The organism is Nocardia albiluteola (assembly GCF_018860155.1).
In the GTDB taxonomy this organism is placed as follows: Bacteria; Actinomycetota; Actinomycetes; order Mycobacteriales; family Mycobacteriaceae; genus Nocardia; species Nocardia albiluteola.
In genome coordinates this window covers 1-15,750 of the sequence record NZ_JAHKNI010000010.1, presented here as the reverse complement: position 1 = coordinate 15,750, position 15,750 = coordinate 1, and the positions used below count along the sequence as shown (strand labels likewise).

The following is a 15,750-nucleotide window of genomic DNA, read 5'->3' as shown; positions in this document are numbered from 1 at the left end:
ACAGTGCCTACCAGCGCGGGCCCCAGGCGCCGGCCAGCGGGTCCAGTGCCGCGGCGGTGTGCAAGACCGCGTCGAGGACGGCGGCCGTGGGACGGGCGGAGATGATCCGGTGGCCGGCCGCGGCCAGGGCCGAGCGGGCCGCGTCGTCGCGGACCAGTCCGATACAGGTGTCCACCAGCCGCGGATAGGGCACGCCGGCGATCCCGGCGGCCAGATCGTCGTCATCGTCGTCCCGGTTGAGCTCGGCGACAACGGCTTTGGTGTTGCTCAGCAAGTAGCCGACGCGTACCGATTCCAGTGGATGGTACTGCCGCAGCGAATGGATGTTCAGCACGACCTTGGCCCGGGCGATGATCGGATCCAGTGCCGCGCCGAAGATATCGTGCACCGCGACGGTGCGCAGGCCGCGGCGGCGCAGCTCGTTGAGAATCAGCCGGCGCCGGGCCGTGGGGGCACCGTAGAACAGCACGTCGATGTCCTGCTCGGGTGCCGGGACGACCCGCTGCAGGCAGGGATGGTGGCCGATCGGCACATAATGCGCTTCGACGCCGCATCGCCGCAGCTGCTCGACGTTGTAGCGGGAGTAATCCCATACCACGTTGCGGCGCAATGCATCCACCGGTACCTGACCGCGGCGCAGTGTCCAGTCGCATACCGGCTCCAGCTGATAGACGACCGAGCGCTCAGGGAACCGGTCGATGGTGCGGTAGTACCCGAACGCGATGGTGATCCGGTCCGGGTCGAAGCCGTGGGAGTCCACGGCGGTATGGCCGAGCTGCCGCAGGCCGCCCGCGATGGCGATCATCACGTCGTGGAAACAGGCGGTGAGTGGTTGCCGGTCGGCTAGGGCGACGGTGAAGTGCACGACAGTTGGTCCTTTCCAGCGTGATTCGGCCCGGGGAGTGTGGTCAGATGCGGGGGCCCCAGGCACCGGCCAGCGGGTCGAGGGCCGCGGCGGTGTGCAGCACCGCGTCGAGGACGGCGGTCATGGGGCGGCCGGTGATCACGGCGAAACCCGCCGCCTCGAGCGCGGTGCGGGCCGCGTCGTCGCGGACGAGTTCCACACAGGCATCGACCAATTCGGGATAGCGGACCGCCGCGATGCCGGCGGCCAGGTCGTCGTGGTCGTCGCCGGCGTTGACCTCGGCGACCACGGCCTTGCGGTTGCTGAGCAAGTAGCCGACCCGCACGGATTCCAGCACCCGGTATTCGCGGTAGGAGTGCAGGTTCAGTACCACCTTGGCCCGGGCGATGACAGGATCCAGCTGTTCGCCGTAGCTGCCGCTGACCGGGGCCACTCGCAGCCCCGCCCGGCGCAGCGCGCTGATGATCGCCAGCCGGCGCGCGGTGAGGCTGCCGTAGAAGAGCACGTCGATGTCCTGCTCAGGGGCCGGGGCGACGCGTTGCAGGCGGGGATGGAAGCCGAAGGGTACGTAGTGCGCCTGGATCCCGTGCCGGAGCAACTGCTCGACGTTGCGCCGGGAGTAGTCCCACACCACGTTGGGGCGCAACAGCTCCACCGGCACCTGGCCCTGGCGGATGGTGGCGTCGCAGACCGGCTCCAGCTGATAGGCCACGCAGCGGCCGGGAAAGCGCTGTGCGGCAAGGTGATAACCGAACACCACGTCGACCCGGTCGGGGCTGTGCCCACCGGCGTTCACCGTGGTGTGGCCGAGATCGCGAAGCCCGGCGGTGACGGCGATCAGCACGTCGTCGAAGGCCGGCGTGACCAGCCGCGGATCCGCCAGTGTGACGTTGAACTGCACGCGGGACCTACAGGGTGTAGAAGCCGTCGCCCCACAGGGTTTGCAGCCGCTGGAAGTAGTCGTCGTACTGCTGGGCCACGGCCTCGGTGGAGAACCTGGACCTGGCGTAGTCCCGGATCTCCTGGTAGTCGAGCTTGCCGACCGACTCGGCGGCGTTGCAGAACTCGCGCATCGTGCGGCACCGGTAGCCATGTACGCCCTGTTGCACCGTCTCGCTGAACGCACCCCAGTCGGTGGTGATCACCGGGGTCCCGCACAGCATGGCCTCGGCGTGCACGCCGCCGAACGGCTCCAGATACAGCGAGGGTACGAACACCGCCCGGGCCCGGCTCATCAGCTCGCCGCGTCGTTCGACGTCCACGACACCGGCGTATTCGCCGTACTCCGGCGGCCGGCCGGCGCCGGCGACGATCAGTTTCGCGTCCAGCCGCTTGCAGGTGTCGACGGCGATCTGGTAGCCCTTGGCCTCGATCAGGCGGCCGATGAACAGGAAGTAGTCGTCTTTTTCCGCGGAGTACGGAAAGTCCTCGACTTCGAAGTAGTTGGGGATCACCGCGTCGTAGAACTGACCACGTTCGGACATGATCTTCTGCACGGAGGTGCGCGCGCCGTGCACCGCGTGCATCCAGGTGTAGCTTTCGAAGACCCGGTACTTGGCGAACACGCCGCTGTAGCCGACGCCGTATTCGACGGTCTGCAGCTCGGGGAAGGCATCGGCGAGCTGCTTCTGGCCGGATCCGCCGATGGCACAGATGATGTCGCGCGGTTGCTTGCGCTTGGAGATCTCGGCGATGGTGCGGGCATTGGTGATCAGCCAGTGCCGGTCGGCGGCGTTCCAGGAGAACCAATCGAATCCGTCGGCGAGGGTCTTCTCACCGAACCACTCGCGCTGATCGTCCTTGCTCACGACGGTGATCAGCTCGGTGCATGCGGCCTCGTTGTCCTGCCCCGCGTACAGGAACACCTCGTGCCCGAGACCGGTCATCATGTCGCAGAACTTGCGCACCTTCTGGGTGTAGGCGCACGGCGAGAAGTGTTTGGTGGTCTGCGTGTGTGGCAGGGCGGCTACGTGGAATCTCATCCGTTCACTCACATTCGTCGGTACTGGTCGAAGCCCGGTCTGCGGTGGTCCGGGCGAAAATGCGCGGTCGTTGCCGCCTGTCACTGCCCTCGAGCGCCGTTACCCAGGGTGTCGTGGGCGACCAGCGCGGACTGGCGGTCCAGCATCGGGCCGGCGGGTAGCCGGCTGATGATCTGCCAGGGCGCGAGTTTCGGGTCGGACAGGCCCAGCATGCCGGCCGTGGCGGCGTCGGGGATGCCGAACCGCACGCCGGTGTCGGTGATGTAGAACAGCACCTCGCGCCGGGTGCTGTCCGGCTCGATGCCGGTCACCTGGACGAATTCGCCGGACGACGGCGGGATGTAGACGGCGTCCGCGCTGCGGCCGTGTCCGCCGTCGACCAGCGTGACCGGATGCATGTCCTCGGCCAGCGGCACCTGCTTGCCCACCAGGAGCCCGAGCCGCGCGATCGGATCGTGCCGGCCGCGCGACCAGCTCGCGCATGCCACCGGCTGGTCGTCGGCGGACACGATATGTGGCGCCTGCACCGGAAACTGGTCCACCGCAAGGTCGTCCACCACCGGCACGCCGGCTACGGCGTCGGGCGGTACCAGCCCGATCTCGGCCATCCCCAGGGAACCGGCGGTGCGCACCACCTCCGCGGCGAACGGCGACAGCTTCTGGATGCCGTTGGCCAGCACGACATACAGCGACGTGCTGTTGACGCCGTCGACCCGGACTACCGCGCCCACAACGAGATTTCCCCACCGCAGCGGGCTCGGTCCACCGGCGCCCCGGATGACCGGAGCGGTCAGGTCGGGTGCCGGTACGGTGGCGTTCAGCAGCCCGTCGCCGACCGGTCGCGGCCGCAGCCCGTGCAACCCCAGCGCGGCCACGATGGCGGTATTGCCCATGTCGATGCGCGCGTGCTTGCCGTCATACACGAGATAGGTTGCCGCGCCCTGGGATACCAGCAGCGCCTCGCCGGTGGCCAGCTCGCGGGCCGCCGGTCCCAGCTGTGCCGGGCCGGACAGCACCGTGGTGTGCAGGCCCGCGGTCAGGTCGTCGCACAGGGTCCAGCTGGACCGGTCGCGGTCGGCCGGCCCGGGCAGCGCCGCCGGGACCCCGGGGATGCCGAGCAGCGGCCCGCGCGGCAGCGCCGTCAGCTTGGCGTCCTTGACGGCCGTCGGTGTCTCGCTGCTGCCGGCGATGAGCCGGGCGGAGGCCAGGTTCAGCACCGGGTGCAGAGTCTTGTCCACCATCACATACAGCGCACCGGTGTCGGAGCCCATGATGATCTTGGCCGAGCCGACCTGTCCCTGCGGCCGTAGGAAAGCCAGCACGGCGCAGCCGCCGGTGCACAGCACTGCCAGCACCAGACCCGTAATCATGGAACGAAATTGGATCCGCATGGGATCGTGCAACATCCGCACATCGCGGCGCACCAGGGCATGCTCGAAGCGCTGCAATAGAAATCGATAACCGTTGACCTGGGCCCGCGTCGTCAACTGTGCCGGCACTGAATACTCCTCCACCACTCCCGCAGTCATCGAAACAGGCGGGGCATATGAGAGAGTAGCGTAATGCGGGTATGAATGCCGATGGGAGATATGCCGAATGGACGAAATTGCCACCGCGGTGTTGCAGCGGAATGATGAAAAAATGATTTTCGGCGGGGCGATCGGGAGCCCGGTGGGGGAGTTGCCGCCATTGGAAAGCGGTGCCCGTGGAATATTTCATCGATTGCCGTTGGCCGTGGCGCTGCCCGCCGCCGCGTTCGGTGCGGCGGCGGGGACCATCATGATCGCCCTGCACGAGCCGGTCGCAGTTGCGGTGGCCGCGGGAGCGGGGGTGGCTGCGCTCGGCGCGGTGCGAGTGCGTGGGAGAAATGTGTGGCAAACTCTCGGCATGCGGCTCGCGCTGCACTGTCGGCGCGGGCGAGGCGCCGACGGTGCGGCGGCCACGGAACCGTTCGACGTGCCGGTGCCGGAAGCCGGCAGCTACGGGATGCGCTGGGATGGCCGGTATCTGGTCACCATGCTGGAGGTGGAGCCCAGGCCCGTGGCGCCGACGCTGCTCGTCCCCACCGCGATCCACGGCGCCGACGCGATCCCGCTGGACGAGGTGGCGCGCTGTCTGTCCCAGTTCGATATCCGTCTGAACTGCATCGATGTCGTCGCGTTCGGCGTGCGCACCCGCGGCGGCCACGACGCGGTGCGGCTGTACGAGCGGATGCTGGGACCGCTGCCCGCGACGGCTGAGCGCACGGTGTGGCTGGCGCTGCGCTTCGATCCGCTGGACAACACCGAGGCGATCGACAACCGCGGCGGTGGTACGGAGGGCACCATCCGCACCGCGCTGGTGGCCACCCGCCGGGTCGTCAACCGGCTGGCCCGCCATGGGATCCGGGTGCGGGTGCTCCCGGCCGCGGCGCTGAGCGCGGCGGAATCGGCCCTACAGCACGACATCGAGCCGGGGCGATGGCAGGAGGGTTGGCATGCGCTGAGCTGCAACGATATCCGGCTCAGCGGATATGCCGTCCGGCCGGATCGGCTGAACCCCGACGTGTTGGCCGGGATCTGGGCGGTGCCGGGTCTGTCGACCCTGGTGCGGTTGCGGGTGGCGGATGGCGGCGATGGGCGGGCGGCGGTCACTGCGCTGGTGCGGCACGATACGGTCGGCTCCGTGCCTGGTGAGCTGCGTGATCGGCTGTCCGAGCTGGGGCTGTGGCCGCTCACCGGGATGCAACGCCGGGTGCTGCTGGACGGCGAGCAGCACGCATCCGCCGCCTACGGCCCGCCGGCGGCGCTGGCCCGGCTGACGGTGCCGGCCGGCGGCTGCGGCCAGGTGATCGGAGCCACCGACGACGGATTCGGCGTCGCGGTACCGCTGTTCGGGCCCACGGTGCGGCGCGTGGAGATCGTGGGCAGCCTCTGGCTGGTGCAGCAGCAGACGCTGCGGGCGATGGCGCTGGGTGCCAAGGTGATTGTGCACAGTACCCGCCCGGAGGACTGGGAGCAGCTGGTCCGGCAGGTCGGCGTGCCGCAGGCGCTGTCGGTGTCGCACCCGGGCGGCGGCGCCGAGCACACCGCGGCGGCAACGATGATCGTCTACGACGGCGTGGCCTCCACCGGACAGGTGTCGGAGGCGACCGTGGTGCGCGTGCGGGCACCGGGGGAGGTGTCCGGGGCGGACCTCGATGCAGATGTGGTGCTCGTCGAGGACAACGAGCAGCGGGATCGGGTGCACATCCGCACCGCGGGCGGGGACCTGACGGTGCGCATGGTGTCGATCCCGGACGAACTGCGGTACCTCGAGGGTGCGGAGCGAATCTTGCAGCCGGCGTGAGCGAGCGCAGCGAGCAAACAATGGGCACAGCCAAGCAGGAACGGCGAGAGGCCCGTCGCCGGATGGCGGCGGGCCTCGGATCGTCGCCGAGCTAGCGGGCCGGCGGCCTCATTCGTACTTGGAGAAGGCGTTCTGCACGCCGGTGTCGGCGGCCTTCGCGTTGGCCAGGGCAGTCTGTACCGCCCTGGCCAACGAATTGATCATGCCGATCGCGGTACTCGGACCGGTATCGCCCTCCTGGCCGAACTGGGTGTCCCATTTCTTGACCGATGCCTGGAATGCGGCCAGACCCGAGTTGCCATCCCATGCCTGGCCGAGTTTTCCCGCCGCGGTGTGGAAATTGCCGGACTCCGCTACGAGGTCCTTGCCGAATTGGATGAGCTGGTCGGAGAGTTCGGTCAACACCGACTCTTCGTACTTCATGTATGTGGACATAGTTATCCTCTGACTGAATATCGCTGTGAATATCGTTGGAGTGAAAGCCGCTCAGGCAGGAATGTGCAGTGAGGTAAGCGCGGCGCCGGCGGAGCCCGTATCGCTCTGCAGCTTGCTGAATTCCTGGACGTTATCGCCTTCCAGACCGGTGTAGGCCTGATTGCCTTGCCCGACTTCGCTCGTGATCTCGTCCAGGATCGAGTTCAGCTTGGATGCCTCCTGGTCCCAGTTGGTGGCGGCGGTGGTGCAGGCCCGGAATGCGTCACCCTGCCATCCACTCTTGGCCGCGTCGACGGCCTGGGTCACCGCCTTGATCTTGGCGCGCAGGGCATCCACGGCGCTGGCCATGGCAGCCTGTGCGGCCTTGGTACCGTCCGAATTGTTCTGAACGTTCTGACTCATTGCAGCCTTCCTCCTGGCTATTCGAGGTGTTGCCGGGTGGGTAGTCACCCGGTTCGATCGGGATGTATGGCATGGCCGGCGGTGTCGCGGCCGGTAAGTACACGACTAGGGCATCCATCTGCCTTCCGGTAGCGCTTCGAGCTGCGCGGCGATCACCTGCGCGAGCCGGCGGTCGGTGCCCGGGGCGAGCGTGGTCCAGATCTGTCCGTCGGGGGCCGCGTTGCCACCGCCGATGATGCGCCCGGCGACCGTGTCGTAGACGGCGGCCGCGGCGGGGGAGCGGACGGCGAGGCCCTCGCGGTGGCTGTAGCAGACCAGCTCGGCGACCGAGTACGCCTGGCGCAGGGCGACCCCGAGGGTGACGGCGTCGGTGTCCCGCATGCCCAGGCCGTAGAGGGCGTCGGCATAATCGGTGGCGGCGTCGAGGCGCCGCTGCAGGTCGTTCGCCGGGGCGCGGACCACCGGAATGTCCGCGGGCGGGCGCGATCCGAGCACAGCCAGCAGCTGGCGCGCCAGCACGACCGGATCCTCGTCGCCCCATACCGTGCGCACCTCCAGCTTGCCGCCGGTGCGTACCGCGATGGCGTGCTCTAGCCCGCGGCGGGCCAGGCAGACCCGGATCAGCGTGCCGTCGCGACGGATTCGTGCGATCAGCTCACGCTCGGGCCGGGCGAGCACGAACAGGGCGGCCACCAGATCGTCGTCGCGGACCTCGCCCGCGTGATCGAGCACGCCGCATTCGCGCAGCTCGGCCGTGGCGGCTGCCCCGGCGGCGGCGAGCCGCTCGTGATCGGTGTGCCGCGGGTAGATCGCCAGTGCAGCCGGCAGCGTCTGGATACCGACCGCGGATGCGACGGCCAGCATGCCATCGGTGGTGAGGGTGGCCATTACGACTCCGATTCCGAGGTGAGCTGCACAGCGGCGTTGGTGCTGGCGCCCAATACCGCGGGGGCGGTGGCGAATCCGGCGTTGACCACGATCGTCTCGCTCACGTCGCGGGCGTCGGCCGAGACCCCCCGGGGCAGCGGTGCGGGTTCGGCCGACGGCGGCGCCGCGGGCGCCACCGCCGCCGGCACGGTGGCAGGCGGTACCAGCTGCGCCACCGGTTGCAGGGTCGCGGGCCCCGGCAGCGTGGTGGCGGCATCGGGCAGCGGGAGGCCGGGCATGATGAGCGACTCGGTGCCCACCGGGACCGTCGGGGCCGGTTGCACCGCAGACAGGTCGATGTGCTGCAGGAAGTCGGGCGTGGGCCCTTGCAGCTGCTCCGGGCCGACGGTGCCTCCGGACGGCTGCGGTGTGGTCGGCGTGCGCTTGGCCTGCTCGGCGACGAGCTCGGCGCCGACCGACACCTCCGGCGCGCGATCCTGCGGCCATGGCCGGGCCAGCCGCTCGCTCGCGGACTCGTACACCTGCATCACCCGCGCCGCCTGCCGTCGCACCGCATCCAGTTTCTGCTCGGCGTCGTCGAGCAGGCCGGCCAGCGGTGCACCGAGCAGGCTGCCGCGTACCAAGTCCTCGGCCGCCTGCACGGCCTGGGTAACCGCGACGAGCTGCGGGAGGGCGGTGCGGGCGATCTCATAGGCGGCCGCCTGCCGAGCGGCGATCGCGGCGTTGGACTGCGTCGATGCCGTCATGCGATCCAGCCATTCCGACAGTGCCGCAAGCTGATTCAGTCCATCCGCGCTGCCCGAGGAGGACCACGCATCGCCGAGCACCGAGAGAATGGCGCGATACTCGGTGGCGGCCGCGGCCAGCCCGGTGGCCAGCCCGGCGTAGGCCAGTCCGGCCTCGGCAGTCGGCGCCGCGCCCGGTCCCGTGGTCAGCTGCTGCACCAGCTGCTCGGGCGGGACGGCCTCCCAGACCGTGCCGGTGAACCCCGGCTGCGGCGGTTCCACCATCGTCTCGCTTCCCGTCTCGATCGCTCAGCCGTGAACGATCACCGTTGCCCGCGGAACGCATCCGCGGACTGATCCTCGCTGTCGGCGAACGAGTCCGAGTGCGCGCGCATGTTGGCGGCGATCTTGCGCAGCTCGTGTACCCCGCTGCGGTACGCCTGCCGGAACGAGTCGCCGACTTGATCGAGGGTCAGCGCGACCTGCAGCGACACCGGGTCGTGGGCGGGTGCGGCCGGGCCGAGTGCGGCCTGCGAATGGTGTAGGTCGCCCTCCAGCAGGTCGGCCAGGGTGTCCAGGCGGCCCGCGGCGTGCCGCGCCAGATCATGATCGAAAGCGAACTTGCTCATGGGAATCTCCCTGCGGAAGTGCGGATGTGGCGAATCGCCTACAGGCTGAAGGGGATGTCGGGTTGGGTGGGGTCGGCGGCGATCGCGCCGATCACCGGCGCGGCGAGGGCGCCGGGATCGGCGTCGACCGGCTCGCCGGCGCGGCGGGCGTGCACCGGTGTGGCGGAGGTGCCGCCGCCGGAGCCCGCCCGGCCGGCCGACAACGCACCGGCGGCCGTAACCAGCGGTGGCAGTGGCTTTTCGGTCACCGTTGCGTCGCCGGTCGCGCTCTCGATCGGCAGTTCGGCCGCGGTCGCGGCGACGGTGGCCGCCCGCCAGGTGCCCAGTGGCGCGGCCGGACCAGCGCCGTCGGCTCTGCCGAGGCCGCCGAGTCCGGCGGCGAGCGCGGTGACGCCCGGCTCGGCGAGCTGATCGGCACTGTTGAGCATCGGTGCGGCATCGGTCGCCGGGCGGCTGGTCGGGCCGGTCGGCTGCGCTCCGGTCGGTAGCGGCTGCGCGATCTGTTGCACCTGCTGTGCGATCTGCTGGACCTGTAGCACCTGCGATATCAGCTGTTGCAGGGTCGCGGTCGCTCCGGCGGTGTCGGCTCCGCCCTGGATCGGCAGCGCGGTGCCGGCCTCGGTCATCGTGGCGGAATGCGCGGCGAGTTGGCACTTCGTGCGGGCGGTGATCGCGGTGGCCTCGGTGCCCGCCTCGAGCGCGGTGGCCAACAGCGCCGCCTGGCCGGGCGGGGTGACCAGCGCCGGTCCCAATAGCATTGCGGTGGTGAGGAATCGGGCCGCGACCGCCGCCATCTCGGCGGCGCCGGTCGCCACCGTCACCGAGGCGACGCCCAGAGTGGTGTGGATCTGTCCGGCCTGGGTGGCCACCGCAGCCGAACTGCCTTGCGCGGCAATGCCGGACGCGGTGGCCGCCGACACGCCGTTGCCTTGCATCGAGCCCAGCAGCTGCACACCCTGCTGAGCCCACTGCACGGCGGTTTCGGCTGCCTGCATGACGTTCTGCAGCAACGATTGCGGGTTGAGCGAGCCGCTTCCGGCCAGCGTGCCGGCGCCGAAACCGCCGAACAGGTCGGTGATCGGCTTCAGCAGCGCGGTGGTATCGAGCGGCGGCAGCGCGGGCAGCCCGGGCAGCGGCGGCAGTGCGGGGGCCTGCGGCAGGGCGGGCAGGCCCATGCCGGCCAGCACCTGCGCCACCGGCTGGTCGGCCAACGGCGCGGCCGGTGTGTGCCGCAGGGCGTCCAGCACCGTGGGATGCAGTGGTGCCGCGAGGGTTTCGGCGACCGGTGTCACTGTTGCCCGGTCCCGGTGGTGGCGGCGAAGCCGGCCATGCTGCACCGTTCGGCCTGCTCGTACGCGCCGGCGGCGGTGTGCGCCGCCGTGGCCGTAGTGGCGAACACCGTGGCCAGCTGATTCACCGCGGTGAAATGGTTGGCCTGCGCGTAGGCGAAGCTGGTCAGGAATTCCTGGCCGATCAGGCCGAACACGGGAACTGCCGCGGCAATGCTGGCGGCCTGATCGACCGCGCCCACCGCGGCCACCGCGGTGGCCGTGCCCGCCGCGATGTCGCCGTACTGCCGGAACGTGTTGGGTTCCACCTGAAGCAGATCCATCACGTCACCTCCTATTGCTGGTCCGCTACGTGCAACCTGTGTGACGCACGGCAGTAATTCTCAACGCGCACATAAGGTTCGGCAATCGAGAGCCATCACGAACGCATCATTTGCGCCGAATACGCGGCCGGCTCATCGGTCGATAATCGAACGCACGCTCAGCGGGTCTTCTCCGAGTGCCTCGTCCAGGTGCTCTTTGGCGTCCAGATAGGCGGCGCGCTTGCGCTCCTTCTGCTGGCTCTGTGCGCCGCCGGCCCCCATCCCGCCCATGCCGCCCATCGGCATCATGGGCATCGCCGACGACTCCTGAGCCCCGGCTGCGATGCCGGCCCGGCCCGCCGCCAGCTCGTCTATTTGCGCTTGGAGGGACTTCGCGGAGTCGTCCGGCGCCGAGGCGCGCGGGAACAGTTTGGTGTCGCCGAGGCCGGCGTCGCTGGGGCCGAGCGCTCCGCCGGCGCCCCCGCCGCCACCGAGTCCGGCCAGGTCGGACAGCAGACCGGGGCCGGATGCGTTCAGCCCGGCACCCGATGTGCCGTCGAGACCGAACGGGCCGGAAACACCCGATGCGCCGAACGGGCCGCTGGCGCCGTAGGGACCGGATGCTCCGCTGGCGCCCAACAGGTTGCCCAGGCCGAGCGCACCGCTGCTACCGAGCGCGTTCTGCAGCAGTGAGCCCAGGGCGCTCAGCGGGCCGGAGACGCCCGTGAGGGGAGAGGTGGGGGCGGATTCCGGCTGGCGGTTGGGGGAATACGAGCTGCCGGACGGGGATCCGAGGCCGCCCACGCCACCGGTGTCGCCCCCGAGCCGGCCACCGGTATCGAGCCCGCCGCTCCCGAGCCCGCCGAGCCCGCCACCGGTGTCGAGGCCTCCGAGTCCGCCGCCCCCGAGTCCGCCGCTGCTACCTGGGCCACCACCGAGGCCATCGGTGTTGAGCTTGGGGTAGCTGTAGCTATGTTCGCTGGGTCCGCTGATTGTGCCTGCGCTCGTTCCTGTTTCGTGTCCGTTGTTGTTGCCGGGTCCGCTGCTGTTGCCGTTGGGTCCGCTGCTGCTGGTGGGTCCGGTGGCGTTGGGTCCGCTGCTGCTGCCGCTGCTGCCGTTGGCGTTGGGTCCGGTGGCGGTGCCGGGGTCGGTGAAGGTGGGGGTGAGTTTGGCGATTTGTGGGAGGCCGACGACGTAGTTGTCGTGCCAGTGGTCTTGGAAGTAGCTGACGCTGCGGTGGCAGTGGCCGTAGTCGTAGCCGTCGGGGTCGTTGGGCATGTAGTAGGGGATTTTGGCGAGTAGGTCGATCAGTTTGGTGAGGGTGTTGGTCATTGCCTCGATGTTGAGGCTGAGTTGGTTGACGGCGCCGTTGTAGTAGTTGTCGATGGCGGTGAGGGCGGCGGTGGCGCCGGGGCCGGTCCAGTTTTCGGATTTGAGGGCGTTTCTTATTTTTGTGGAGAAGGTGTCGGTCGCGTCGACCCAGGTGGTTTTGAGTGAGCTCCATTGTTTGGTGGCGTCGGAGAGTGCGTGCCGGTTTTCGCTGATGGAGTGGCCGATGTAGTAGAAGTCGGCTCGGTGCCAGGAGGTGCCGTCTTCGGCTCCGGCGGCGATGGCGGCGGCTTGGGTGTCGGGGGTGATGCCGGTGGTGGGGGTGGGGGCGGACCAGTCCGATTCGGATGGGGTGATGTCGCTGGTGGTGGGGGTGTTGGGTCCGGTGGCGGTGGAGTGGGGGTTGGTGAAGGTGACGGTGCTGGCGTGTTCGGCGGCGGCGTAGTTGTTGCCGGCGGTGACGAAGGTGTCGGCCATGTCGTTGAGGATCAGGGTGTGTTCGTAGAGCGTGTTGTAGAGGTCGGTCCATTTGGTGATGAGGTGGTTGCGGAACCTGTGGGCGGAGCCGACTTCGCTGCTGGGGTCGTCGGTGGCGGCGGTGGTGGTGATCAGGGGGAGGTTGGGGCTGGGGTTGGGGCGGCCGGCGATGGTGTTCATGGTGGATTCGATGGTGGCGAGGAGGGTTTGGCAGGCGTTGACGCAGTCTTGTGCCACGGTGGAGTTGAATGTCAGGTCGCCTTTTTTGGCGGTCTGGCCCAGTGTCGGCCATGCCGATGTATCGGTACCTATGCCCACAGGCCCCGTCACCACACACTCCTGTCCTTCGTTTGCGTCATCGATTGCCGCGGGCGGAACTCAGTCATCGAAGACGCTGGACCGCACGGTGCCTTCGCGGGACTCGTCCTGCACGACGCGCAGGATTTCGGCGATCTCCGCATCGATCCGCGCCCGCAGGCCGGCGGCGTCGATGGCGATCGCGGCCAGCGGAGGATTCAGGTCGATGAGGTAGCGGCCGTCGTCGGGATGGTCCTCCCAGAACAACCGATTCAACGCCATGCCCCGTGGCCCGAATGCGGACTTGCCCTGGCGTACATCGATGATGCCGACAGTCCCACGCGCCGCCCGCTGCCATTGCCGACTGCGGTGCTCGACGGTGTCAGCGCCGTCGTCGTACAGGTTCGAGCGGCCGCTCCAATGATCCACGGTCTCCGCTTGGTGATACGTCATGAGCTCGACTCGTGAGTGCGAACCGGCCGGCATGGGGGGCAGGCTGTCGACCAGGACGGCGGACAACTCCTGCGCAGCACACTCGACGATGCGGTAGCGGTCGAAGCTCTCGAAGTCGTCGCCGCAGGTACCGTGCACGACAACCGCCCGGGAACCGCATCGGTTGCCCACCAGAAACTGCCGGCTCACCGGGTCGAGCGTGTCGCGCGCGTCCCAGCACCGGATCTGCACCCGGGCGTCCGGGTCGCCGGCGCGCACGATCGCGTCGGCCAGATCGGGATCCAGGTTCGGCTGCAACCGGGACCAGAGCCGGGCCTTCTCGTTCAGGAAGTCGATGTGACTGCGGACCGGCCCGACATAGCTGAACGGCCAGGGCAATTCGCGGCCGAGCAGCCGCTCGCGTAGCACGATGAACTCGAGGTCGCGCAGGTGCCAGGTTCGGTTCATGTCAGTCGCCTACCTCCAGCTTGCCGAGCTCGACCGGCCGGTCGAGCGGGTCCGGCGCCGGTGTTGGCGACGCCGGGGTGCCGGCCACCACGTTGGCCGGTGCTGTGGGTCGGATCGCCGCGAACGGCGCGGCGGCCCTCGGGAATTCGAGCCCCGGCGACAACGGCCCGGTCGGGCCGACGGGTCCGGCCCGTCCACCCGGGCCATCGGTACCGTCCGCCGGGAGGATGCCCAGATCCCGCTCGACGCGCCGGATGTCGTGGTACACGCCCTTTTCCAGCGCCTGCAGATCGTTGCCGACTTGCGTTGCGGCGGAGCTCATGGCCTGCTGGAAGGTGAGCATTCCGCTCTGGAATTGCTGGCCGAGCTGCTGCAAACCCTGCGGCAGCCCCTGCAGCAGTTGGCTGCCGAGCTGTTCCAGCCCGGGGATGGCGGACCCGAGCAGCTGCAACACCTCGCCGAACAGGCTGAGCAGGTCGCCCGCGGCACTGCCCGACGCACCGCTGGCGAAGCCCGGGCCACCGGAACTGCCGGCGTTGCCACCGCTACCACTGGAGCCGTAGCCCCCGCCGGCGCCGCCACCTGGGTTTTCACCGCTGGAGCCGCCCGGCCCGCCGCCGGAGCCGCTACCGCTGCCACCTCCGAACCCGCCGCCGGAGCCGTTGCCGGCACCGATGCCCGATCCGGATCCGCTGTCGGGTCCCGATCCGCAGCTCACGTCGCCGGGTCCGCTTCCTGCTCCGGGTCCGCCGGTGGGTCCGGGTCCGTCGTTGTTGCTGGGTCCGTTGCTGCCGGTGGGTCCGTTGCTGCCGGTGTTGGGTCCGTTGCTGTTGCCGTTGGGTCCGCTGCTGCTGGTGGGTCCGGTGGCGTTGGGTCCGCTGCTGCTGCCGCTGCTGCCGTTGGCGTTGGGTCCGGTGGCGGTGCCGGGGTCGGTGAAGGTGGGGGTGAGTTTGGCGATTTGTGGGAGGCCGACGACGTAGTTGTCGTGCCAGTGGTCTTGGAAGTAGCTGACGCTGCGGTGGCAGTGGCCGTAGTCGTAGCCGTCGGGGTCGTTGGGCATGTAGTAGGGGATTTTGGCGAGTAGGTCGATCAGTTTGGTGAGGGTGTTGGTCATTGCCTCGATGTTGAGGCTGAGTTGGTTGACGGCGCCGTTGTAGTAGTTGTCGATGGCGGTGAGGGCGGCGGTGGCGCCGGGGCCGGTCCAGTTTTCGGATTTGAGGGCGTTTCTTATTTTTGTGGAGAAGGTGTCGGTCGCGTCGACCCAGGTGGTTTTGAGTGAGCTCCATTGTTTGGTGGCGTCGGAGAGTGCGTGCCGGTTTTCGCTGATGGAGTGGCCGATGTAGTAGAAGTCGGCTCGGTGCCAGGAGGTGCCGTCTTCGGCTCCGGCGGCGATGGCGGCGGCTTGGGTGTCGGGGGTGATGCCGGTGGTGGGGGTGGGGGCGGACCAGTCCGATTCGGATGGGGTGATGTCGCTGGTGGTGGGGGTGTTGGGTCCGGTGGCGGTGGAGTGGGGGTTGGTGAAGGTGACGGTGCTGGCGTGTTCGGCGGCGGCGTAGTTGTTGCCGGCGGTGACGAAGGTGTCGGCCATGTCGTTGAGGATCAGGGTGTGTTCGTAGAGCGTGTTGTAGAGGTCGGTCCATTTGGTGATGAGGTGGTTGCGGAACCTGTGGGCGGAGCCGACTTCGCTGCTGGGGTCGTCGGTGGCGGCGGTGGTGGTGATCAGGGGGAGGTTGGGGCTGGGGTTGGGGCGGCCGGCGATGGTGTTCATGGTGGATTCGATGGTGGCGAGGAGGGTTTGGCAGGCGTTGACGCAGTCTTGTGCCACGGTGGAGTTGAATGTCAGGTCGCCTTTTTTGGCGGTCTGGCCCAGTGTCGGCCATGCCGATGTATCGGTACCTATGCC

14 protein-coding genes and 1 pseudogene are annotated in these 15,750 nt (G+C 69.0%); 1 reads left to right on the top strand and 14 read right to left on the bottom strand.

The genetic code is table 11. The features are described from left to right. Nucleotides 1–7: 7 nt before the first annotated feature. From KO481_RS27210 to eccB, 4 genes are all read right to left on the bottom strand, one after another. On the bottom strand, nucleotides 8–865 hold the full coding sequence (locus KO481_RS27210) for a CgeB family protein (protein ID WP_215921150.1): 858 nt from the start codon (nucleotides 863–865) through the stop codon (nucleotides 8–10). 43 nt (nucleotides 866–908) lie between these two features. Further along, nucleotides 909–1,766 carry a CgeB family protein gene (locus KO481_RS27205; protein WP_215921148.1) on the bottom strand — a complete coding sequence of 286 codons (858 nt, stop codon included), beginning with the start codon at nucleotides 1,764–1,766 and terminating at the stop codon, nucleotides 909–911. 7 nt (nucleotides 1,767–1,773) lie between these two features. Next, entirely contained in the window at nucleotides 1,774–2,847 is a 1,074-nt protein-coding gene (locus tag KO481_RS27200; protein ID WP_215921146.1) for a glycosyltransferase, read from the bottom strand. An 80-nt stretch (nucleotides 2,848–2,927) separates the two neighbouring features. Next, entirely contained in the window at nucleotides 2,928–4,346 is a 1,419-nt protein-coding gene (eccB, locus tag KO481_RS27195) for a type VII secretion protein EccB (protein WP_215921144.1), read from the bottom strand. 223 nt (nucleotides 4,347–4,569) lie between these two features. On the opposite strand from eccB, the gene eccE reads away from it, so the two are divergent. Next, nucleotides 4,570–6,174 (top strand): type VII secretion protein EccE, encoded by a 1,605-nt coding sequence (eccE, locus tag KO481_RS27190; protein ID WP_215921142.1) that lies wholly within the window; start codon nucleotides 4,570–4,572, stop codon nucleotides 6,172–6,174. A 108-nt stretch (nucleotides 6,175–6,282) separates the two neighbouring features. Here eccE and KO481_RS27185 read toward each other — a convergent pair whose 3' ends face one another. The 10 genes and pseudogenes from KO481_RS27185 to KO481_RS44050 all read right to left on the bottom strand — a co-directional run. Beyond that, a complete protein-coding gene (locus KO481_RS27185; protein WP_215921140.1) occupies nucleotides 6,283–6,609 on the bottom strand; it encodes a hypothetical protein in 327 nt (108 codons plus the stop codon). A gap of 51 nt (nucleotides 6,610–6,660) precedes the next feature. After that, entirely contained in the window at nucleotides 6,661–7,011 is a 351-nt protein-coding gene (locus KO481_RS27180) for a WXG100 family type VII secretion target (protein ID WP_215921138.1), read from the bottom strand. Between the two features lie 105 nt (nucleotides 7,012–7,116). Next, a complete protein-coding gene (locus tag KO481_RS27175) occupies nucleotides 7,117–7,899 on the bottom strand; it encodes an ESX secretion-associated protein EspG (protein WP_215921136.1) in 783 nt (260 codons plus the stop codon). Then, nucleotides 7,899–8,909: a PPE domain-containing protein gene (locus KO481_RS27170; RefSeq protein ID WP_215921134.1), complete on the bottom strand. Its 1,011-nt coding sequence runs from the start codon at nucleotides 8,907–8,909 to the stop codon at nucleotides 7,899–7,901. The genes KO481_RS27175 and KO481_RS27170 overlap by 1 nt, the downstream gene beginning before the upstream one ends. Nucleotides 8,910–8,947: 38 nt before the next feature. Next, the gene (locus KO481_RS27165; protein ID WP_215921132.1) at nucleotides 8,948–9,253 is read right to left on the bottom strand and encodes a PE domain-containing protein; all 306 of its coding nucleotides are present in this window, start codon (nucleotides 9,251–9,253) and stop codon (nucleotides 8,948–8,950) included. Nucleotides 9,254–9,291: 38 nt separating this feature from the next. Further along, the gene (locus KO481_RS27160) at nucleotides 9,292–10,545 is read right to left on the bottom strand and encodes a hypothetical protein (protein WP_215921130.1); all 1,254 of its coding nucleotides are present in this window, start codon (nucleotides 10,543–10,545) and stop codon (nucleotides 9,292–9,294) included. Beyond that, the gene (locus tag KO481_RS27155; protein WP_215921128.1) at nucleotides 10,542–10,865 is read right to left on the bottom strand and encodes a type VII secretion target; all 324 of its coding nucleotides are present in this window, start codon (nucleotides 10,863–10,865) and stop codon (nucleotides 10,542–10,544) included. Before KO481_RS27155 ends, KO481_RS27160 begins: the two co-directional genes overlap by 4 nt. Nucleotides 10,866–10,997: 132 nt before the next feature. Beyond that, entirely contained in the window at nucleotides 10,998–12,980 is a 1,983-nt protein-coding gene (locus KO481_RS44055) for a hypothetical protein (protein ID WP_281066202.1), read from the bottom strand. A 48-nt stretch (nucleotides 12,981–13,028) separates the two neighbouring features. Then, nucleotides 13,029–13,847 (bottom strand): ESX secretion-associated protein EspG, encoded by an 819-nt coding sequence (locus KO481_RS27145; protein ID WP_215921126.1) that lies wholly within the window; start codon nucleotides 13,845–13,847, stop codon nucleotides 13,029–13,031. A gap of 1 nt (nucleotide 13,848) precedes the next feature. Continuing rightward, a pseudogene (locus tag KO481_RS44050) lies at nucleotides 13,849–15,750 on the bottom strand (hypothetical protein); the annotation flags it as partial.

Excerpts from the sequence above, each read along its gene's own strand:
- KO481_RS27200 (WP_215921146.1), bottom strand. The coding sequence starts at position 2,847 with ATGAGATTCCACGTAGCCGCCCTGCCACACACGCAGACCACCAAACAC.
- KO481_RS27185 (WP_215921140.1), bottom strand. The coding sequence starts at position 6,609 with ATGTCCACATACATGAAGTACGAAGAGTCGGTGTTGACCGAACTCTCC.
- KO481_RS27180 (WP_215921138.1), bottom strand. The coding sequence starts at position 7,011 with ATGAGTCAGAACGTTCAGAACAATTCGGACGGTACCAAGGCCGCACAG.
- KO481_RS27175 (WP_215921136.1), bottom strand. The coding sequence starts at position 7,899 with ATGGCCACCCTCACCACCGATGGCATGCTGGCCGTCGCATCCGCGGTC.
- KO481_RS27170 (WP_215921134.1), bottom strand. The coding sequence starts at position 8,909 with ATGGTGGAACCGCCGCAGCCGGGGTTCACCGGCACGGTCTGGGAGGCC.
- KO481_RS27165 (WP_215921132.1), bottom strand. The coding sequence starts at position 9,253 with ATGAGCAAGTTCGCTTTCGATCATGATCTGGCGCGGCACGCCGCGGGC.
- KO481_RS27155 (WP_215921128.1), bottom strand. The coding sequence starts at position 10,865 with ATGGATCTGCTTCAGGTGGAACCCAACACGTTCCGGCAGTACGGCGAC.
- KO481_RS27145 (WP_215921126.1), bottom strand. The coding sequence starts at position 13,847 with ATGAACCGAACCTGGCACCTGCGCGACCTCGAGTTCATCGTGCTACGC.